This window comes from Microbacterium aerolatum (genome assembly GCF_007988825.1).
Lineage (GTDB): Bacteria > Actinomycetota > Actinomycetes > Actinomycetales > Microbacteriaceae > Microbacterium > Microbacterium aerolatum.
Map to the genome: position 1 here is coordinate 25708 of NZ_BJUW01000014.1, position 19524 is coordinate 45231.

Consider the following 19524-nt stretch of genomic DNA (forward strand, 5'->3'; position numbering starts at 1 on the left):
CTGACGTCAGCGTATCCGCAGGCTCCTGCGCGACGTGATGGACGCGGCCGGGATTGAGAACGTCACCCCGCACCGCTTCCGCCGCACCGTCGCCACGGGCGTCAACGACGCGCAAGACGCGCTCCCCGCCTCCGAGCTCCTCGGGCACACCGACCCGCGGATCACGATGCAGCACTACATCCAGCGCAGCGAGATCGTGAACCCCGTTACCGCGAGCACCTCGAGCGGGCCTTTGGTAAGGCTGGATGACGGGAAGACGATGCCTGCGGAGGGATCACGTGTAGGCATCCTCGATGCTCATCGTGCCGATCCTTACGGGAAGACATCAGTGATCGGTCCGCCCGTAACGCCAGGTTCGAGGACGAGCACGGGCTTGTAGCGGGGCTCATCCTTCCTATTGCCATCCCATTCATAGACGACGGTTCGCAGCGTATTGAGGTAGCGCCCAATGAGTACGGCCATCGTGTAAGGACCGTGGAAGGCGAGGTGTACCTCGGCGCGTCCTTGGCTGGCGGAGAGTTTCTTGATTTGCTGTGCGATGGCCGCGCTGAGACGAGCTGCTTCTCGTGGGTCGATTCGTTCTGTGCTCCCAAGTGAGATGATCTCGGCTGCGTCGAATCCATCGGCTGAGTCGTTCACAAGCTGTTCGAAAGCGGTCCGATCTGCATGTGGCGTCAGGGTCACGAAGATCGCCACGCGATGTTGGAGTTCTCCCGCTTGGTCCTGTTCGAATTGGGCGGGCTCGATGGTCAGCTCGGTGGTCTGCGGGTCGTCGTCGGACACGGCGGATGTCCAGGCATTGCCCTCTGGATCGGTCACGATCACCCTGCCGATCTTCGTTTCGGGCAGAGCCGCACCAACTGCGAGGCCGACTGACAAGTGGGCTCCGCCCGATACGCGGACGCTCTTTGCGCCTGCCGCATACACGGCATCGCTGGTGAGCGGGAGAGTCTTCTGGAGCAGTTCCAGGCCGCCTTGGGAAGGTAGTCGACCGTCGTCCGACGGTTTGAGTCGGATGTGAAGGTCCTCCTCGTCGGCGTCCAGGGCAGATGATGCGGGGCGGCTTTGCACGCGAATCGTGAAATCGCGTGCTTCTTTGCGAATGCTGGGCTTTCGTTGCTCGATGCGGTGCATCAGAAGGTCACGCACGATCTCGACTTCGCCAGACGGCTGGCGCATGTTCGCCTGCTTTTTGTCAGCCAGGGTTCGTGCTGGCGCGAGCCGCAGGAGCCGATCCGGGGCGTCGTAGTCACACTTCAACTCTTCACCTACCCGTGTGACCGTGTTTGCGATGCACAGGCTGAAGTTGGGATCGGCGTCGAGCTGTAGCAGACGTGGCAGTTCGCGTTCGCGGACGATGTCGCTGTGGGCGATGTCGGGTGTGACGACGAGCACGCCTGCCGAGAGACCTCGGGTGAGCGCCTGTTCGAGGCGGTCGGTAGTCGTCCCGGGTCGCAGATCGGTGCGGTCTCTCCATACAACGAGCCCGGCGGCCCGGAGTAGATCTTCAAGAGCGTCGGCTTGCGGGGTGCCGTCCGATTGGCGGTAGGAGATGAATACTGGGCCGTCGCCGCGGACGGCACCGTCCGGTAAAGGACCGAGGGGAGGGAATCTCGAAGGAGGAAGCGAGACGACTGCTTCCTTCGTTGTGGTTTTCCCGAACCGTTGACGCCGGGCGATGAGTCCGTAGAACCTACCGGTTGCGCCGGGCGCAAAGACGAGCAGCGCGATCGGGTTGGAACTGACCTTGGCGGTCGCGCGCATCGCTGCGTGATCGACGGTGCTCGGTCCAGATGGGGAGGGGTGGCTGTGCCACTCACCGACGTAGCCGATCGGATCGTCGTCAGCTCGTTGGTCCAGAAACTCCTGCAAGAGCTCGTCCGCGCGAATGTCGTCGCGAACGTAACTGTTCGTCGTTGCCCCTTGCCCATCAACAACCAGGGCGTGAGTTGCCACGATGGTGCCGTTGTCCTGGTAGCCGAGGAGGATGCCACCGGTCTCCCGAGGGAGGTGGTTCGCTGTCTCGAAGGCGATGGTCTCGTAGGCGTCGACGAGCAGGTCGATGCGCGTTGGTGGTCGAGTCATTCGTGACTCCTTACTTCGCCGATCGACAGGTCTCGCGTTTCCCCCGCGGGGTGGAGAGGGCGATCGACGAGCAGGCCGACGGCGTGGCGCACGGTCGCTGCTGCCGCCTCGATCACCGCGTAAGGGGGCGTCGGAGAGATTGGACTGCCGCAGCCGGCTTCGAACAGTTCAGACTCAGGCTGATCGACAACGCTGGACGAGGGTGGCAGCGGTTCGGCTCCGTCGAGCGGCGGCAGCACATCGATTCGGTAGCTCGTGCCGCCGTTCTGGATCGCCGCTGAGACGATCCGCCTGGACAACGCCCGTGCAGCGACATGGAGGAGTGCAGTGGTGGCGAAATCGGCGGTCGCGTTCACCACGAGATCGTGGTCGGTCAGAAGCTCGACAGCTTCGTCGCCTGAGGTGAGCGCGTGATCGATCACCTCGATGTCGGCACCTGCAATTCCACCGCGGTCAATCAGATGCTGCTTGACGGCCTTAACCTTCGACCGGCCCACGGCTTCAGGGCCGACAAGGTGACGGACGAGATTCCCGGGCATAACGACGTCGCTATCGAGCAGGGTGAGTTTCTGGACACCAGAGCGCACGAGTATGTCCACGATGAACGAGCCGAGGGCTCCGACGCCCACAACTGCGACTCGCCGTCCGCGGAGCTCGGGAGCAAGCTGACCCGAGCGTGCGGCTTTGGCGGCATCGGTGTCAGCACCTGAGCTCAGGCGCCTGACTGCTATGCCGCCAGTTTCGGTGGGCCATACTTCGAGGGTGATTGCGCCGTCGTGAGAGCCACGGCTGTAGATCAGCACCACGATCTCTATCGTGTGCTTGCGAATTCTGCGATCCAGGTCGACGCTGGGGTTGATGCGACCGGAGATGTCGTCCCATGATCTGGGGGGCACGTCTACATCGCCGAGGTCGGCAACGTATCCGAAGCGATCCTTGCTGTGCTTCGAGGACTTCGCTGGCTTGGTGCCGCCGCCGATTCGCATCAGGTTGTTCGCTGCCGGGCGGAACCGAACGAATCCGCTGGGATAGCGGGTCAGATCATCGTAGAGATAAAGCCGCTTATCATCGGAGGGCTTGAAGTAGCGGTCGAGGTCTAGGTCGGGTCGGTCGTCTGGCCAGCCTGCTGCAGCCTGTTCGAACCAGGCAGTGACGTGTTCGAGGAACGCTGGCGCTTCCGTCCACCACAGTCCCTCGTGATCGTCCTCGGCGATCAAGCACAGCGCCCCGTCCAACTCCCGGTGCCAGGACCACGCGACCGCATCTGAGTCGATCGGAACCACACGGGGTGGCTGAAAGGGGTAGCGGGAACGCAGCTTTATGAGAACCTCGGTCGCGCCCCCAGAGTGAACGATTGTCCCTCGCCAGCCGCTGTCATCTTTCGTGAAGCCGGCTCGGATCAGCCCTTCCTCGAAGTGCTGTTGTGAGTATGCGACGTAGTCGTCGTACTCGGTGAGGGTCACCCGAAGGTCCTCGTGCCCGCCGGGACGGTCCGTGCGCCAGCCGAGATGGCGGAAGCGCGCTTCGACCCATCCTCATTGAATCCGGGGGGCATCGGGAACACTGTCTCGTCGTCGCCGTTCTTGCCCAGTAGCTTCTGGAACGCCAGTGCTGCCTTGCCCTCGTCCTCCTCGGCGAGCGCTTCGCGCGCGGTTTCCGCTGCGTCGGCAAAACGTGCTTTCGCTGCGTCCAGCTCATCATCTGTCGCACGAATGCGGATGGTGTGCCCAGGCAGAGTGGGGTCGTTCACCGCGATGCCGAAGGTGACATAGCTGTCGATGATCTTGCTGACCTCTTTGAGCGCAGAGACGTAATACTCTGCGTGATCGTTGCCTGAGACCAGGCCGGAGGCGAAGGCCTGGTAGGTCGCGACCTCGATGAAGAACCCACCAGGCTTCTTGCTGGCGCCGAGTATCGAGCGTCGGGTCTGACGCAGCAGCTTCACCGTGGGAACGTAGTAGCCGTCATGTGCCGCGTTCATCTCGGTCGACAGCGACGTGAGTTTCTCCGGATTGGTACGCACCCACTCGTCCTCATCGCCCTTCTGCGGGATCTCCCACGTTTCGCCGTCCCAGTAAGGGCGGGCAGGCACCGCGTCGACATACAGGTCGTACTCGGGGAACGACACTTGCAGACTGCGATCCTGACGCTTCGTTCGTCGGTGACCATCGTCATCGCTACCGAACTCCGCATGCAGAACGGTGAAGAATCGGTCGAGGATGTTTTTCGACGTGACGTCGTTCGGTAGGTCCGGGAGTCGCACGAACACGTCGACGTCCTTGACCCGCTTGATCGACACGTTCCTCTTGTACGAGCCGATCAGCACTGGGTCCACTCCGTACTCGGTGAGCTTCGTGTCGGCTTCGAGTGCATCGCGCACCAGTCGGTGCGCCTCCGGTGCGTTGGCCTTGTCATCGCCGGGCTCGATGGAGCTCAGCGCATCCTTGAACTGCTGCTTGAGGTGAGCCATCGGGCCCTCCGATCTCGTTGTGATTGTCTTGGACTTCTCCGAGCCTGTCCCATGCCACCGACATTTCGGCGAGCATGGAGAGCAGGTGGTGTACTACTTCTTGCCGCGTTTGCCGGTGCTCTCGTTGGTCGTGGTTTTCGGGTGACGCTTCACTGTGGACTGCTTCACGAACCGCCCCGTGACTGCGCTGCGCCCTCTCTTGCCTGCCATGTTCCTCACCTCCTCGATGTTCCAGACTCGATGCTGTGTTTCAATTCTAACACGCTTCGTGTCGAAGGCGACGTGCTGTCGCAGATGTGACACACTGGGAGCATGGCCAAGACCACGATCAACACGGCCGCGCTGTACTCCGCCCTAGACGCCGCTCGTCAAGAGAGGCAGCTTTCTTGGCGAGCGCTCGCCGGTGAAGTAGGGGTGAGCCCCTCGTTACTCTCCCGGCTCGGCAACGGCCTCAAGCCGGACACCGACGGCTTCGCCACGATCATTGCCTGGCTCCGACTCCCGGCCGAGGACTTCTTCGAGCACGAGGGGCAGCACGACAACGCACGTGAGCCCGACCTCATGGCGCAGCTCGCACCGCTCCTGCGCGCCCGGAAGGACCTCAGCGAGACCGACGTCAAGTACCTGCAACAGGTCATCGGTGCGACCATCGAACGTGCACGGGCTCAGGGATGACTCGTGCGTCGAGGATTCAAGACCGAGGCGAAGAGCCTCGCGCTGGAGCTACGAGCCGAGATCGGCCTCGACGCGCATGCGCCTTTCGACCCCTACGCCTTCGCTTCTGAGTACGGCATCCCGGTGGTCCAGCTCAGCGACCTTGATGGTGTCGCGCGTGACCACTTCCTGCGGGCGGACGGAAGCGCACTGTCCGGGGCGCTGATCCCGAACGGGAGTGGCGTGGTCATCCTGGAAAACGATGCTCAGACCCTGACTCGTCGTCGCACCACCATGTGCCACGAACTCGCCCACGTCGTCCTGGAGCACCAGTTCGGCGTCTCGCTTTCCGACGAGAGGAAGTGTGGGCTCGGCGGCGACCAAGAAGCCGAAGCCGACTGGCTCTCGGGGGAGATGCTGATCCCCAACGACGGAGCATTCCGGCTTGCCAGAGCAAATGCCACCGACGAACAAGCCGCTCACGCCTACGATGTCAGCCTCGCGATCGCTCGATGGAGGATGAACCACAGCGGTGCGCGCAAAGTCATGCAGCGAGTTCGGGCAAGACGGGCGTAAAGCACAGATGACCAACCAAATCAGCGCCATTCCGCTCAGGGCATCGAAGGCGTCTCCAGGATCATCGGCGATCGGCAATGATGGGCGCGACTCTGCGCATTCCGATCGCAGCGTCCTGCAGGCTAGGCCTGCGTTCGCGGATCGAAGCCAGCCGCGGTGCGCGGCACGAGCGTGGGCTCGATCGCCTCACCGAGATGGTGGATGCGCCAGCTGCTGATTGGTACCACCGCGATCTCTGGGCGCCACACGAGCGTCACGTGCATCGTCGCAGGGACGGCGTCGATGTCATCATTGAGATACGCATCGGTCTCGACGAGGCGCACATAGGCCACGTCCGGTGCGCCGATGCCGAACAGTGCCGTGGTGCTGATCTTGAGGCCTGAAGAGAAGACGGATCGAGCTCGGGAGAAATCTTCCCAGGTGCCAAGCGATTCAGGGGTGACGAATGCGCACCCCAACAGTTCGCTCGCATTCGCTTGTTCCATATCTAGGCCGGTACGAAATACATCGACGAAGAGCGATGGGTGCCAGTCGGGAAGCGACTCGTAGGTCACCATGGCGTCGTCTTCTTCGGTCCAGCCAGCCGGCTCGTCACTCATCTGCCCATAATGTCAGGGGTCGCCGACATGGCGGCGAGCTGTTCCTCCGGAGCCCGGTTGCGCTGACGTGTCGGTTCTAGGGGGCTTCTGTGTCGCTGAGGGCGGTGCGCACGCTGTAGGCAGGGTCGTCGGCCAGTACAGCGCGCACATCTGCATGAGCGCCATCGGCTTGGCCCGCGAGCTCGCGGGCGAGCGTTCGCCGCACGCGCACGTCGGAGTCACGCGCCAAGCGGATGCCGAGGTGCTCAGGTTCGCCGTGCTCGACCCACTTCAGTGCGACCAGACTTCGGATGGCCCATCCTTGCATCGAGAGGAACGCAAGGTCGTCGTTCACAGCATCACCAAGACGCTGCAGCGCGATGGTCGGCCAGTAATCGGCCTGTTCGCCGAGTAGAGCGTAGACGACGCGCCGGACTTCCTTTCGCTGGTCATCGTTGCCGGCGAGGCTGGCGGCAAGCGCCAGCGCCTGCCCGCGACTTCCCTGGGGCATCCCGTTCATGCGGAAGCCGCCTAGCTTGTGGGTGTGCTGGCTATTGAGTTCGTCGTACTTTGACGGGGTGGGCGAGGTTGCGAGTCGCATGGCAGTCTCAAAATGACTTGCATGGTGGGCTTCATTGAGATGGCGTGTGAGATTGCCTGCCGCGTTTAGATAGTCTGCGCGATCGCTGGAAGCAAGGTGCGGATCATCTGCGCGAATCAGTAGCTCGGCGACGGCAGCGTTGATTGAGTCCGAGGGCAGATGGCGAATGAGGAGCGAGTCACCGATCGCGTTCGTACCCACGCTATAGACACCAGTGAGGTGCGTGAGAGGTGTGGTGAGTCGAGCCAAGGCATCGGCGGCAACAGCCGGATCGATGTCCGTCGGGTCGGCGAGTGCCAGTGTTTCCTGTGCCCAGTGGTTGCCGGCTGCGGCGAGCGTGGTGAGTCCGTCCCGCGCAAGCGCCTCGTTCTTCGCAATCGCATCGTGGGCAGTCTCACTTCGCGCGCCCTGAGCTCTGCCCAGGAGCGGCACAAGGTGGGCGATAGCACGTGGAGCGAGGTCCGGATGCCTGAGCGCGATCTTCGCCACAGCAAGCGCCTCATCGTCATCGTGGAACCGGTAGTGGTTCTCCTGAACCTCCGGTTGCTGCTCAAAGTGTGCCAACGCGGCCGTCGCCGGTGCGTGAGCAATGCGGCCGGCAATACCCGCCAACGCCTTGATTGCGTTGTTGTAGCGCGAGGTCGCAAAGGAGCGCAGATCGGGTCGGGTGCCTTCCTCGGCTGCCGCGAGCTCCGCGATGATGTGCTCGGCGATGAAGTCCACGAGGGTGTCGGGAACGAGATCCGCCTGGGAAGCGATGAGGCGGTAGGTGGCACCCACCGTCCAGTAGTTCGGTGCGTCCAGATTCTCCGTGATGTCAAGGAACTGAAGCGGCAATGACTTGCCCAGTGAGTCGATCCGTTTTGTCGCACCTATCTGCGCGAGGTGATGAGCGGCGAGGGTAGGTTCGTCGGACTCGATCATGATCGAGGCAAGCACGCGCCGCGCGCGTTCTTCTTCTACCAAGTCGCTAGTCGCGACCGCATCACGCAGCGCGCGCTGCGCGGAGATCGCCGCAGATCGCAGGCTGCCCTCGTTCAGTCCTGACAGTGCGTCGACGTAGGCGTCATGGGCCGTCGGCACGATTGGCTTGGAGATACCCATTTCTCGGACAGCGGTTTGCAAAGGAAGTAGTTCGTTACTTGTGAACGGGTTCCAGCGTGAGCGGAAGGCACGCCTGCTGAAGATCCACGTCGATGCCTCGCCCCACTGAGAGGCAAGCGACGCAAAGCCGGAGGCCTCATCCCAGGCTAGGTCGGCTTCCTTGAACTTCTCGTACCGAGCGAGGCTGCGTGCGTGGCGAGCGGCGATGAGTCCGGAGACGCTATATCCGTGGGTGATCTTTCGAGCGTCGGTGAGAAGCTCTGCCCAGTCCTGCGTCGACTCGGCGATGATCAGGCGAAGGCGAGTACGTCGCATTTGATCGAGACCAGGAAGACGGGACAACTCGGCCAGGGTGGGGACAGCGCTGCTCAGCCAGTCGGAGCGGTCGTTAGCAATAGCTGTTTCGCCTGCGAGGAGCGCGAGACGTACCTGGTCCTCGGGCTCCCCAAGCCGCAGCTCCTTGACGTCCGGAAGATAGCCGAGCGGATTCATATAGAGGTTGATTGCGCATTCGGCGACCTTGCGGCAGGCATCTACTGTTGGGGCAATTTCGGCCTGAGTTGTTAACTCCGCTAGACGTGACTGCGTTATCTGGGCGGTTGTCGCGAGGCCTTGCTCGAGTGCCGACCAGAACTCATCGAGAGTGTGGCGTGACGCCTCCTCGGCTCGTCCGTTGAGAGCCAAGAGGCGCACGCGCTCCTTCTCGTGAGACGCCGCATGAGGCTTGAACCCTGCATTGTGCAGGGCAGCCTGCCCCTTCTCGATGAGCGCAAGCGCCTGTTCGGGATCGGTCGTTTCAGCCGCCTTATCAAAAAACTCCTGAGCACCCGTCGAGACCTCGGGAGTGCGTGCGATTGCCTCTCGCACCGCGGCAGCATCGGCGGTGGGTACCTGGGTAACATCGATCTTGAACTTGTGACAGAACGCCTCTGCCGTGGGCATACCGAAGTACTCGATCACGATCTCTGGCCGTTTACGCAAGAGCGCCGAGAGCTCCTGCGCATCCCAAAGGTCGAGAACGACCGGTCGAAGCTCCTTACGCTGAACAGCCAGCTCCTCGACTGCACCGGTGCTCTTGACTGCGCATGCCACGCCCAAAATCAGGCGCTGAACCGTGAACGGTCGCTCCGTAGTGAGGAACTTCTTGACCGCGGCGGTGAGCTGTGACTTCCCGAACCGCTTGTAGTTCTTGCTCTGAAGAGCGACGCCTGCGCCGTCCGGTGCCAGCGCAACGATGTCGAGTCCGAGTTGAGCCTGCCCGCGGTCTCCGTAAAGCTGTGCTTCACGAAGTCCTTCGACGTCTCGCATCATCCGCAGTTGAAGGCGTTCGAAGTTCTCCCATGAAAGGGAAGTGAACGGGAGCTCCTCCAGCTTGCCGATCACCGGAGCCGGGGTGGTGACCGACGCAGGTGCATACAGCGTTGAAGCCAATGACAGATGTTTCCAGTCAGCCACAAATGCCCCCTTGCCCCGCCCGGTCGCGCCCTTACTCAGGGCCGAGCCTGTCGACTCCATCCTACGAGAGGCGCTGAAGGGCGCTCCCTCACCAAGGTTCGACGCCAATCGTGGGGAACACCCACTGACTAGCATGCTTCGCATGCGACGGGAAGGGCCCGCCTCCAGTGCCAGAAACATCCGCTCGGAGGGCACGTGTACCTTTCGTGTCTGCCCGGCGTCGCTGGTGAGAGATGGGTCGCCGCTGCCATGCTGGTATCGTGCAGACGAATCTCGACGAGGCCCGTGAGTGGGTGGGGCGGGCGAGCGGGCGAGCCCTATTCCTCTTGGGCGCGGGGGCCTCTAAGCCTGCGCTTCCGGTCTCCGCTGAGCTCACTGAGATCGTGCTCGCGAGCATTGATGAGGCGACACTCAACTTCGCTGCTGAATCGCGGGTCCCGGAGCTCTGGCGGGATATTCGTCCGGTGCTCGCATCGATGGGCTCAAACATCGAGGATCTTTACCAAGCGGTCGAGACGCTGACCTATCAGGACTCTGACCCGACGCGGTTCTGGGTTAAAGGTTTCATGGAGTTCCCTACCTACGGCGGTAACACCGCAGAGCTGGCACGAGACGCTCAGTGGATCCTCGACATGGTCCAGGGGCACACCCTCGGTGCGCTTGATACCGCCCAGGCAGATGCGCCACTTGGTCACTTTGAGCCGTTGCTTCGTGCCGCCAAGACGGGCATCGTCACGCTTAACTACGACCAGCTCATTGAGCGGGCTGGTGAGAAGTTCGGTGTCGAAGTCTCCACAGGAGCCGAGCTGTGGGATGGAGGCTTCCAGTGGCAATTCGGGACAGCAGCCGTGCATCTCCTGAAGATGCATGGCTCCATGACCTGGCGCGGCTCTCGATCAATCAACCATGAGAGCGGGAACCTCGTCCCGGCTGTCGGCTTCTATGAAACGAGCGGTCTCAACGAAGCTGCGCCCAATCGACTTCTGACCCCGACCGTCATCTTCGGATCGGGTTCGAAAACCACTCCCTTCTCGGCTTTCCCGGCGTTGACTCGTCAGTTCCACGACTGGCTTGAAAGATCAGAGCTGCTGGTCGTGGTCGGCTACTCCTTCCGCGATCAACATGTGGATGCGGCGATCCGCCGCTGGGCTTCGTTGTCACCGTCTCGTCGCATCGTCGTGATCGACCCTTATCCGCGTCGCCACATCCGCCAAGACGAGGACACCCTCGGCGGATTGCTTTGGGCGATGGATGCGGAGTACCGGACGCCGGACGCAGATGCTCCATCCGTGGCTGCCACTCTGGGAAAAAACCGGATGATCTTCCTGACCGGAGGCGTGGAGAGCCTCCTCCCAGCGCTAGTTGCTTAGCCTCTAAGCAACCGGGGCTGACCGCGATCTTCGGGTGATCGTTGCGACACGGATTTGTCCATCTCAGTGAGTTCGCTGGCGAACGGAGGAGGTCGGCGGTCGAAGCGGGGGACCAAAAGGGGACCAGAATCATGCAAACCATGCATGTCGTGACGTGTTCTGCACGCTCAGATCCCCGAAAACATGCGGATTTCGGTTCCATCGAAGCCGTCTGGACGCCTGGGGGTCAAGGGGTCGCAGGTTCAAATCCTGTCAGCCCGACCGACCGACTAGCCCCGGAATCTCGCAAGAGTTTCCGGGGCTTTCTCTTTGCTCGGAAGCCAGGGGCCTCCAGGAGGCCTCCGGTTGTCCACAGCCCCTGCCAGGGGTCAGGGGATCAGGGCGGTGATCAGCCGATCCAGCACCCCGTGTGCGCGGTCACGGGCCGTTGCAAGGTCGTCATGCTGCGCGATCCAGAGCGCCGCTTCGTTCATCGCGCCTGACAGAAGCATCGTGGTGGCATCAAGATGATCGTCGGCTACTCCGACATCCTGGAGCGCTTCGCGCAGATGTGCGGCGGAGTTCTCGGCATCGAGTCGCCGCCATGCATCCCATCCGATTGCCGCGGGGGCGTCGATGAGCAGAACTCGCACCGCCGCTCCCGTCGTGATCGCATCGAGAAAGGCGTGGGACCCGGCGCGGAGTTGCTCTGCGGCCCCTGAACCTGCTTTGTCGGCAGCGTCGACAACCAGCGCGGCGACGCTGGACTGGAGCTCGCTCGCCACCGCTCCGAAGAGCCCTACTTTGCTTCCGTAGTGATGGTAGACCGCTCCGCGCGTGACGCCCGCGGCCCGAGCGATGTCGTCGAGGGACACGTCGGCGTATCCATGAGCGGAGAACAGCCCTATAGCTGCCTCGAGGACTTGTCGAGCCGTGAGAGCGGCGTCGGCGGCGGAGGCGCGAGGCATGATCATTCCTTTACGTACGTAGAGTATGTATATTGGTCGTTACATTCCCATTGTATGTAAAAGGAGTAAGACGTGACTCTCACCAGCCTTTACCCCGTACTGATGTCGGACGACGTGACGTCGGCTGCTGCGTTCTATCGCGACAAGATCGGCTTCGAGTTCACTTTTGAATCGGACTGGTATATCAGCATGCGTTTCGGCGCCTTCGAACTCGCGGTTCTTGCATACGAGCATGAAACGGTGCCCGAGGCGTACCGCAGCCTTCCCCGGGGAGTCATCGTGAACCTCGAGGTTGACGATGTGGATGCCGTATATGAGCGCGTCACCGGTCAGCTCGGACTGGAACCTCTTCTCGCGATACGGGACGAGGGTTTCGGGCAGCGTCACTTCATCGTCGCCGCACCGAACGGAGTCCTGCTCGATGTGATTCAGCCGATACCGCCGAGCGCAGAGTATGCCGCCGCGTACGCCACGGCATGAGGCTGCTGCCCATGGCCATTCCTCAGGGCTCCTCAGGTCCGGTTGAATCCGACACGCGTACCCTTCACTCATGGACACGACCCCGAAAGTCGTCGAACACCTAGAGCCCAACGAGATCTTCGTGTTCGGCTCGAACGCGGGCGGATTCCATGGCGGCGGTGCCGCCCGCGTCGCTCACGAACGCTTCGGCGCAGTGTGGGGCGAGGGGCATGGCCATCACGGCCAGAGCTACGCCATCGACACCATGAGCGGGCTCGAGGTGCTCGCCAGCGAGGCAAGCAACTTCGTCACCTACGCCGAAGCGCATCCCGAGCTGCGCTTCCTGCTGACGCCGGTGGGCTGCGGGATCGCCGGGCATACGCCCGAAGAAGTGGCGCCCCTGTTCGCCGGCCTGCCCGACAACGTCACCGTCCCGGCATCCTTCGCTCCTTTTCTCTGACCGTGACCACGACGCTGCTCCTCCTCGCCGACACGCACGTGCCGGCTCGCGCGAGACAACTCCCCGATGCGGTGCTCCGTGCCGTCGACGATGCCGACCTGGTCATCCACGCCGGCGACTGGATCGACATCCCCACGCTCGACCTGCTCGAGACACGCGCTCGTCGGCTCTGCGGCGTATACGGCAACAACGACGGCCCCGAACTGCGAGCGCGATTGCCCGAAGTGGCGCACGTGACAGTAGAGGAGGTCGACATCGCGGTCATCCACGAGACCGGCCCGGCCACCCGGCGTGAAGAGCGCATGGACGCCGCGTTCCCCGTCGTGGACATGCTCGTCTTCGGACACTCGCACATCCCGTGGGACACCGTGACTCCCGCTGGCATGCGACTGCTCAACCCCGGGTCGCCAACCGATCGGCGACGGCAGCCCGCGTGCACGATGATGCGCGCGGTGATCGACGGCGAGCGCGTCGAAGTGGAGCTGATCCCGGTCGAGCGACCTTCTCGCGCCCAGCACGACTGACTGAACGTTCCCAACGATGGGGCGCTCCCGTTGACCCCGTCACAACGCGAGAGTAGACAGGGCGTATGAGCGAAGCATCGGGCGTGATGAGGACTTTGATTCAGCGGATCGGTCGCACGAAAGAGCTCGACGGCCCGGCTGAGACAGTGGACGGCTGGGTCAAGAAAGCCACGCGAACCAAGAGCGTGAAGAATGCTCTCTCCGGCTCCTGGCTCGGCCACCAACTGCATCCGATGCTCACCGACTTGCCGATCGGAGCCTGGGGAGCCGCCGTCGCCCTCGACCTCACCGGAGGAGAAGAATCCGCTGCGGCAGCGCGGCGCCTCGTCGGTCTCGGCATCCTGGCGTCCGCGCCGACCGCACTGTCCGGGGCGTCGGACTGGTCGGACACGATCGGCGCAGACAAGCGGGTCGGACTCATCCACGCGGCATCCAACGCGACGGCGAGCGTGCTGCAAGCGAGCTCGTGGCTCGCCCGCCGGCGCGGTCACCGCGGCGCCGGCATCGTGCTCAGCATCCTGGGACTCGGACTCACCCTCTGCTCCGCGTACCTCGGCGGGCACCTCTCGTTCGTCCGCGGCATCGGCGTCAACCACACCGCGTTCCAGGGGGCGACCCGCAAATGGACCGATGTCGCGGCTGACAGCGACATCGCCGAAGGATCGCTCACCCGCGTGCTGGTCGCAAGCGTGCCGGTGCTGCTCACCCGGCAGTACGGCCGGCTGCACGCGATCTCTGCGGTGTGCAGCCACGCCGGCGGACCGCTCGACGAAGGGACGCTCGACGCCGACGGCTGCGTCACCTGCCCGTGGCACGGCAGTCGGTTCCTGCTCGAGGACGGCACCGTCGAACGCGGGCCGGCGAGCGTGCCGCAGCCGCTCTGGGAGGTCAGCGTGGATGAGGGACGGATCAGCGTTCGCGCTACGTAAGTCTCGTCGCCGCACCTAAAGCTCTGCTTGACTGGGCGCATGGAGCGTTTTCAGGTTCCGCTCTATCTCGCGGCCCTCGCCGTCGGCGCCTCCGTCGGCCTGCTGTTTCCCGTCGTCGCACCGCCCGCGGAAGTCGCCATCACACCCGCGCTCGGCCTGCTGCTGTACGCGACCTTCTGTGGGGTGCCGTTCGCGAGGATCGGCCAGGCATTCCGCGACTGGCGATTCCTGACGACGATCCTGGTCGTGAACTTCGCCGTTGTCCCCGTCATCGTCTGGATGCTGTCGCGCATCGTCGCCCAGGACCACGTGCTGCTCGTGGGCGTGCTGTTCGTGCTGCTCACGCCGTGCGTGGACTACGTCATCGTTTTCACCGGTCTCGCCGGCGGCGCCAAGGACCGGCTGCTCGCAGCGACGCCGCTGCTGATGCTCGCCCAGATGCTCCTTCTTCCCGTCTACCTCTGGCTCTTCCTCGGCACAGACTTCGTGCTCGACATTGACCTCGCCCCGTTCGCTGAAGCGTTCGGGCTGCTCATCGTACTGCCGCTCGCCGCCGCCGCGCTCACTCAGTTCGCCGCGGCGCGCACCCGCTGGAGCCGTCTATTGCTCAGCGCAGTCGAGACGACGATGGTGCCGCTGATGATGCTCACGCTCGCGGTGGTCGTCGCATCCCAGGTCGCGGGTTTGGGGGAGCGGATCGGTTCCCTCCTGATGGTGATCCCCGTCTTCGTCCTGTTCGCGGCGGTCATGGTTCCCGTCGGAATGGTCGCGTCCCGTGTCGCGCGGCTCGATGTTCGCGGCTCGCGAGCGATCGTCTTCAGCGGCGTGACACGGAACTCTCTCGTCGTCCTGCCGCTGGTCCTGGCGCTCCCCGGCACCTTCACCCTTGCACCCCTCGTCGTCGTCACGCAGACGCTCGTCGAACTCGTCGTGATGGTCCTCGCCGTGAACGTCGTCCCGCGACTGATCCCCGCGGCACACGATGCGAGAACGCTCTCGTAGTCGCATCCCTCCGCGTCGCCTGGATGCGCGGAAACATCTACCTTGCATCTGCTTCCCCCTGTGACGCGGGTTCGTTCGCCTCGGCAGGCCTGTCAACCCCCTCACCGATGCATTGCCGTATCGAGAACACTGTCCGTGAGGGCGGAGCGTCCGCCTCGAGAATCCACGAGGAGGAATCATGGAATCGACACCCGACGCTGTGTCCGCGGCCGGCGAGGACGAGCCGATGCAGCCGCTCCGAGACGAGGACGCCACCACCACCGCCGATCCCGCCGCCGACCCGGCGCAGGCGGAGTGGGAGCGCACGCAAGCCGTCGACGAAGGCGGCGAGCTCGACGGTGCGACCGCAACCGGACGCGACCCTGATGAGATCCCCGACCCGGACGACGAGATCCCCGCCGAGGATCTGCCCGGATTCGGCGCCCAGCCCGAGACACAGGGCGACGAACCCGTGAGCGCAGAGCTCGGCGAGGACGGACAGGGCGACCTCGCCCCTGAAGATCTCTGATCGCGAGAGGAGACGCATCATGATGATGGAATCGGACGCCGGCGGGCAGGCCGCCGCGTCACCCATGGATGCCGACGCCGCCGACGTGCAGGAGCAGCAGCGCCCTGCACAGGACGACCCGATCGATCCGGAGCAGTCCGTCGGGGAGCACCTGCCCGACGGCTCGGGCATCGAGTCCGACCCGGCCGATGCGCAGGACCAGTCGATGGAAGTCCCCGACGAGGACGAATAATGAGCGACCACGCCGTTTTCCGTGCGCCGATGCGATCGCGCGACGACAACGTGCCTGTCGGCGTCGCCGTAGACAGGGCGCTCGAACACGGCGTGTGCGGCGTCGGAGGGCGCCTCGATGCCCCTCCGGCGTCGCTCACCGACGCACTGTCCCAGACCGACGCAGCGTACGGTGAACGCTTCGCGCGCCGCCTAGAACGGTTCGCCGACGCGCCGGAGGGCTCCTTCGTCTGGACCCGCGACGTCTACGAGTTCCTCTGGTTGGGCCGGATCGGCAACCCGTGGAGCTACGACGCCGGCCCAGGAGCCTGGGCTGTCGATCTCGTCCATGTGCGGCCCTGTGACTGGATTCCCACCCCGATCCCGTGGGGTCAGGCACCATCCTCCGTGCACGCATCCTTCGCGCGCGGCGGACGCAACTGGCAGCGGATTCGCGCGGCCGACGCGCAGGGCACCTCTGGAGTGTGGGATCGTTACGAGCCGGATGCGCCGGTTCAGCTCACCCGGGCGGTCGGGTAGACGTCGCGGATCTGCTCGACGAAGAACCTCCCCTTGCTCTCGGCATCCATCAGCGCGCGATGGATCGCGTGCGGCACCGCGTGATAGCGGTACACATCGCCGCTGACGAACTCGATCTCCAGCACCGCGAACTGGTCGTCGTACCCCACGGACCTCACAGCCGACGATTCGACCTCGACGCGCCGCAACCCGGCCATCAGCGACTCGCCGCGCCTTCTCGCGCACGCGCCACGATGATGCCCCGCTGCGAGGTCCAGAACCCATCGAGCATCTCGCGCAACCGTTCGGCGTCGACATCGGCGCCGAACGCCTCGGCACCCGGCTCCAGCATGATCCCGGCCGCGAGCGGACCGGCGTGCACCGGATCGAACCCCAGCAGGTCGACGAGCGCCGACACCGCGGCGACGTCCGCAGCAGAATCTCCGGCGATCGCGATCGCCTTGCGTCCGGGCGATCCGGCAGGCCGCGCCTCGTCCTCGAGATCCCGGTAGCCCATGTGGCTCAGCGCCTTCACGACCCGCGCGCCGTCGAGATGGGCCTGCACGAGTTCGCTCGTCGAGGTGCGCGGATCGCTGAGATCATCGCGGATGCCGTCGGACGCCCACCAGTAGTTCATGGCATCGATCACCAGTGAACCGCGCAGGGCATCGGCGGGCAGCGTCCGGTATCGCCCGAGCGGGAGAGCCAGGACGACGGCATCCGATTCGGAGATGACCGTCGCGGTGTCGGCCGCCGTCGCGCCGACGGCGGCCATGGCCGGCGCGATCACCGCCGGTGCACCCGACCGGGCGACCAGCACGCGCAGCCCCGCCTCCGCCGCGAGCCGGGCGAGCACGGTGCCGAGTCGCCCGGCGCCGAGGATGCCGAGAGTCTGGATCGTGCGCGGAGTGTCCACCCGGCCATCGTATGACCGGAGCGCCGGCGCGGCTCAGCGCTGGTTCACGCGGATGAGGTTCCCGGCCGGGTCGCGGAACGCGCAGTCGCGCACGCCGTAGTCCTGATCCGTCGGCTCCTGCACGATGTCGGCGCCGCCCGCCTCGAGACGCTCGAACAGCCCGTCCAGGTCGTCGCTCGCGAGAGTGATCGCGGTGTAGACGCCCTTGGCGATCAGGTTCATGATCGTCTCGCGCTCCTCGTCCGTGATGCCGGGGTCGACCGCCGGCGGATGCAGCACGATCGAGGTCGAGTCGCCGGCCGGACCGACCGTGATCCAGCGCATGTTCTCGTAGCCGACGTCCTTGCGAACCTCGAAACCGAACAGATCACGATAGAAGCCGAGCGCCGCATCGGCGTCGGTGTGAGGCAGGAACGCGTTGTGGATGCTGATGTTCATGCAGGCAACGCTAGGCGGATGCCGCCGGCTGCGCTTCTCGATTCCTGACCGGTCTGGTCACCTGCTTGGCCAGACACGGCGGGATGCCCTCGACCGAGCGGGACGGATCATCGCGGTAGGTGCTCGGCGATACCCCGACGAGCTCGGAGAACCGTGTGCTGAAGGTACCGAGCGACGAGAATCCGACGGCGAAGCAGATCTCGGTGACGCTGAGGTCGCCGCGGCGCAGCAGCGTCATCGCACGCTCGATCCGCCGGGTCATCAGGTAGGCGTACGGCGGCTCGCCGTAGATGCGCCGGAACTCGCGGCTCAGGTGCCCGGCTGACATGTGCACGCCGCGCGCCAGGTCCTCGACGTTCAGCGGATGCGCGAACTCGCGGTCGATCCGGTCGCGCACGCGGCGCATGACCGTGATGTCGGCCCGATCGTTCGCTTCCGCCATGCGTACATCCTGGCAGGCGCGTCGCCGGCGGGGGATGCCGGATGCCGAATCCGTCAGGAATCGAGAAGAGCCGCGGCGGGCCGCGACGTAGCGTGGACGGCACACCACCCCGATCGAGGAGGCAGCACCATGACGAAGCAGGATGCCGGCGGGTTCTCCGCCGAGGAGCGCAGGGCGATGAAGGAGCGCGCGGCCGAACTCAAGGCAGACGCCAAGCGCGCGAAGGGCGCCGAGAAGGCCGCAGCCGAGGAGGCGGAGCTGCTCGCCAAGATCGCGCAGATGCCCGACGGAGACCGTGAGATGGCGGAGCGCCTGCACCAGATAGTGGCCTCGGTCGCGCCGGGGCTCGCGCCCAAGCTCTACTACGGCCAGCCCGGCTACGCGCGCGGCGGCAAGGTCGTGGTGTTCTTCCGCAGCGGCCAGATGGACAAGGAGCGCTACTCGACGTTCGGGGTGAGCGCGCAGGCGGCACTCGACGGGCCGAGCGGCTTCTGGCCGACGTCGTACGCGCTCATCGACCCGACCGAGAAGGCCTGGGAGCAGCTGACCGAGGTCGTGCGACGCGCGGCCGGCGCAGGGGAGTAGGGCAGGTCAGTCGACGCTGACGGTCTCGTCGACAGCAGCCTTATTGCGGCGCATCTGCCGCACGCGGATGATGATCCAGGCGACGACCGCGATGATCACGACCGCGATCACGATCTTCTGGAAGATGCCGGCGTAGTCCTCGACGATGTGCCAGTTCGCGCCGAGGTAGAAGCCGGCGAGCACGAAGATCGTGTTCCAGATGGCGCTGCCGGCCGTGGTCAGCAGCGTGAAGCGCAGCAGCGGCATCCGCTCGATGCCCGCCGGGATCGAGATGAGACTGCGGAAGATGGGGATCATCCGGCCGAAGAACACCGCCTTCGACCCGTGCTTCTCGAACCAGGCCTCGGTGCGTTCGACGTCTTCGGTCTTCAGCAGCGGCATCCGCTCGACGATCGCGTACATGCGGCGTCGGCCGAGCCATGCGCCGATGCCGTACAGCGCGAGCGCGCCGACGACCGAGCCGACGGTGGTCCAGATCAGCACCTCGACCAGGCCCAGCGTTCCCTGCGCGGCGGTGAATCCGGCCAGCGGCAGGATGATCTCACTCGGCAGCGGAGGGAAGAGGTTCTCCAGCGCGATGGCGACGCCGGCGCCGAAGCCGCCGAGGGTCTCCATGAGAGAGACGGCCCACGCGGCGATGGCGTTGAGGTTCTCGGCTCCGGCATCCATGGCTTCCAGCGTAGGAGAGCGCA

The 19524-nt window shown here is 64.5% G+C and carries 24 protein-coding genes; 13 read left to right on the forward strand and 11 right to left on the reverse strand.

The features are described from left to right. Nucleotides 1–37: 37 nt before the first annotated feature. Nucleotides 38–379, forward strand: a complete 342-nt coding sequence (locus MAE01_RS13360) for a tyrosine-type recombinase/integrase (protein WP_147040154.1) — start codon at nucleotides 38–40, stop codon at nucleotides 377–379. On the opposite strand, the gene MAE01_RS13365 is transcribed toward MAE01_RS13360, so the two are convergent. Genes MAE01_RS13365 through MAE01_RS13375 form a run of 3 tightly spaced genes read right to left on the reverse strand, consistent with a single transcriptional unit; the run spans nucleotide 313 to nucleotide 4555 of the window. Next, nucleotides 313–2085 (reverse strand): SAVED domain-containing protein, encoded by a 1773-nt coding sequence (locus MAE01_RS13365; protein WP_147040156.1) that lies wholly within the window; start codon nucleotides 2083–2085, stop codon nucleotides 313–315. The two genes, MAE01_RS13360 and MAE01_RS13365, sit on opposite strands and share 67 nt — an antisense overlap. Beyond that, complete coding sequence (locus MAE01_RS13370; RefSeq protein ID WP_147040158.1) at nucleotides 2082–3548, reverse strand: HesA/MoeB/ThiF family protein; 1467 nt, start codon at nucleotides 3546–3548, stop codon at nucleotides 2082–2084. Before MAE01_RS13370 ends, MAE01_RS13365 begins: the two co-directional genes overlap by 4 nt. Continuing rightward, nucleotides 3545–4555, reverse strand: coding sequence for a nucleotidyltransferase domain-containing protein (locus MAE01_RS13375; RefSeq protein WP_147040160.1), 1011 nt, complete (start codon nucleotides 4553–4555; stop codon nucleotides 3545–3547). The genes MAE01_RS13370 and MAE01_RS13375 overlap by 4 nt, the downstream gene beginning before the upstream one ends. Before the next feature lie 312 nt (nucleotides 4556–4867). On the opposite strand from MAE01_RS13375, the gene MAE01_RS13380 reads away from it, so the two are divergent. Together MAE01_RS13380 and MAE01_RS13385 are read left to right on the forward strand one after the other, a co-directional pair. Further along, nucleotides 4868–5230 (forward strand): helix-turn-helix domain-containing protein, encoded by a 363-nt coding sequence (locus MAE01_RS13380; RefSeq protein WP_147040162.1) that lies wholly within the window; start codon nucleotides 4868–4870, stop codon nucleotides 5228–5230. Between the two features lie 3 nt (nucleotides 5231–5233). Then, the gene (locus MAE01_RS13385; protein WP_147040164.1) at nucleotides 5234–5785 is read left to right on the forward strand and encodes an ImmA/IrrE family metallo-endopeptidase; all 552 of its coding nucleotides are present in this window, start codon (nucleotides 5234–5236) and stop codon (nucleotides 5783–5785) included. 122 nt (nucleotides 5786–5907) lie between these two features. On the opposite strand, the gene MAE01_RS13390 is transcribed toward MAE01_RS13385, so the two are convergent. Then, nucleotides 5908–6384, reverse strand: coding sequence for a hypothetical protein (locus MAE01_RS13390; protein WP_147040166.1), 477 nt, complete (start codon nucleotides 6382–6384; stop codon nucleotides 5908–5910). Between the two features lie 76 nt (nucleotides 6385–6460). Continuing rightward, on the reverse strand, nucleotides 6461–9523 hold the full coding sequence (locus MAE01_RS13395) for a hypothetical protein (RefSeq protein WP_147040168.1): 3063 nt from the start codon (nucleotides 9521–9523) through the stop codon (nucleotides 6461–6463). 260 nt (nucleotides 9524–9783) lie between these two features. On the opposite strand from MAE01_RS13395, the gene MAE01_RS13400 reads away from it, so the two are divergent. Next, a complete protein-coding gene (locus MAE01_RS13400) occupies nucleotides 9784–10893 on the forward strand; it encodes an SIR2 family protein (RefSeq protein ID WP_186806247.1) in 1110 nt (369 codons plus the stop codon). 368 nt (nucleotides 10894–11261) lie between these two features. Here MAE01_RS13400 and MAE01_RS13405 read toward each other — a convergent pair whose 3' ends face one another. Further along, entirely contained in the window at nucleotides 11262–11840 is a 579-nt protein-coding gene (locus MAE01_RS13405; RefSeq protein ID WP_147040172.1) for a TetR family C-terminal domain-containing protein, read from the reverse strand. Nucleotides 11841–11912: 72 nt separating this feature from the next. On the opposite strand from MAE01_RS13405, the gene MAE01_RS13410 reads away from it, so the two are divergent. The 8 genes from MAE01_RS13410 (at nucleotide 11913) to MAE01_RS13445 (ending at nucleotide 16472) form a co-directional block, all read left to right on the forward strand. Continuing rightward, nucleotides 11913–12320, forward strand: a complete 408-nt coding sequence (locus tag MAE01_RS13410) for a VOC family protein (RefSeq protein ID WP_147040173.1) — start codon at nucleotides 11913–11915, stop codon at nucleotides 12318–12320. 70 nt (nucleotides 12321–12390) lie between these two features. After that, nucleotides 12391–12759 carry an A1S_2505 family phage non-structural protein gene (locus MAE01_RS13415; protein ID WP_147040179.1) on the forward strand — a complete coding sequence of 123 codons (369 nt, stop codon included), beginning with the start codon at nucleotides 12391–12393 and terminating at the stop codon, nucleotides 12757–12759. 2 nt (nucleotides 12760–12761) lie between these two features. After that, a complete protein-coding gene (locus tag MAE01_RS13420) occupies nucleotides 12762–13283 on the forward strand; it encodes a metallophosphoesterase family protein (RefSeq protein WP_147040180.1) in 522 nt (173 codons plus the stop codon). A gap of 86 nt (nucleotides 13284–13369) precedes the next feature. Continuing rightward, nucleotides 13370–14212, forward strand: coding sequence for a Rieske (2Fe-2S) protein (locus tag MAE01_RS13425; protein WP_147040239.1), 843 nt, complete (start codon nucleotides 13370–13372; stop codon nucleotides 14210–14212). Nucleotides 14213–14251: 39 nt separating this feature from the next. Then, nucleotides 14252–15214, forward strand: a complete 963-nt coding sequence (locus tag MAE01_RS13430; RefSeq protein ID WP_147040182.1) for an arsenic resistance protein — start codon at nucleotides 14252–14254, stop codon at nucleotides 15212–15214. A 178-nt stretch (nucleotides 15215–15392) separates the two neighbouring features. Next, a complete protein-coding gene (locus MAE01_RS13435; protein ID WP_147040184.1) occupies nucleotides 15393–15722 on the forward strand; it encodes a sugar ABC transporter ATPase in 330 nt (109 codons plus the stop codon). 19 nt (nucleotides 15723–15741) lie between these two features. Continuing rightward, complete coding sequence (locus MAE01_RS13440) at nucleotides 15742–15954, forward strand: hypothetical protein (RefSeq protein WP_147040186.1); 213 nt, start codon at nucleotides 15742–15744, stop codon at nucleotides 15952–15954. Next, nucleotides 15954–16472, forward strand: coding sequence for a GAF domain-containing protein (locus tag MAE01_RS13445; protein ID WP_147040189.1), 519 nt, complete (start codon nucleotides 15954–15956; stop codon nucleotides 16470–16472). Before MAE01_RS13440 ends, MAE01_RS13445 begins: the two co-directional genes overlap by 1 nt. On the opposite strand, the gene MAE01_RS13450 is transcribed toward MAE01_RS13445, so the two are convergent. From MAE01_RS13450 to MAE01_RS13465, 4 genes are read right to left on the reverse strand one after another with little or no spacing between them, the layout of a single operon-like run. Beyond that, the gene (locus MAE01_RS13450) at nucleotides 16448–16669 is read right to left on the reverse strand and encodes a KTSC domain-containing protein (protein WP_229718158.1); all 222 of its coding nucleotides are present in this window, start codon (nucleotides 16667–16669) and stop codon (nucleotides 16448–16450) included. The two genes, MAE01_RS13445 and MAE01_RS13450, sit on opposite strands and share 25 nt — an antisense overlap. Then, nucleotides 16669–17367, reverse strand: a complete 699-nt coding sequence (locus MAE01_RS13455; protein WP_222591684.1) for an NADPH-dependent F420 reductase — start codon at nucleotides 17365–17367, stop codon at nucleotides 16669–16671. Before MAE01_RS13455 ends, MAE01_RS13450 begins: the two co-directional genes overlap by 1 nt. A 33-nt stretch (nucleotides 17368–17400) precedes the next feature. After that, on the reverse strand, nucleotides 17401–17805 hold the full coding sequence (locus MAE01_RS13460) for a VOC family protein (RefSeq protein ID WP_147040191.1): 405 nt from the start codon (nucleotides 17803–17805) through the stop codon (nucleotides 17401–17403). 10 nt (nucleotides 17806–17815) lie between these two features. After that, entirely contained in the window at nucleotides 17816–18247 is a 432-nt protein-coding gene (locus tag MAE01_RS13465; protein ID WP_147040192.1) for a helix-turn-helix transcriptional regulator, read from the reverse strand. Nucleotides 18248–18376: 129 nt separating this feature from the next. Between MAE01_RS13465 and MAE01_RS13470 the strand changes: the two genes are divergently transcribed. After that, nucleotides 18377–18832 carry a DUF1801 domain-containing protein gene (locus MAE01_RS13470; protein WP_147040194.1) on the forward strand — a complete coding sequence of 152 codons (456 nt, stop codon included), beginning with the start codon at nucleotides 18377–18379 and terminating at the stop codon, nucleotides 18830–18832. A 6-nt stretch (nucleotides 18833–18838) separates the two neighbouring features. Here MAE01_RS13470 and MAE01_RS13475 read toward each other — a convergent pair whose 3' ends face one another. After that, the gene (locus tag MAE01_RS13475; RefSeq protein ID WP_147040196.1) at nucleotides 18839–19501 is read right to left on the reverse strand and encodes a DedA family protein; all 663 of its coding nucleotides are present in this window, start codon (nucleotides 19499–19501) and stop codon (nucleotides 18839–18841) included. Nucleotides 19502–19524: the final 23 nt, after the last annotated feature.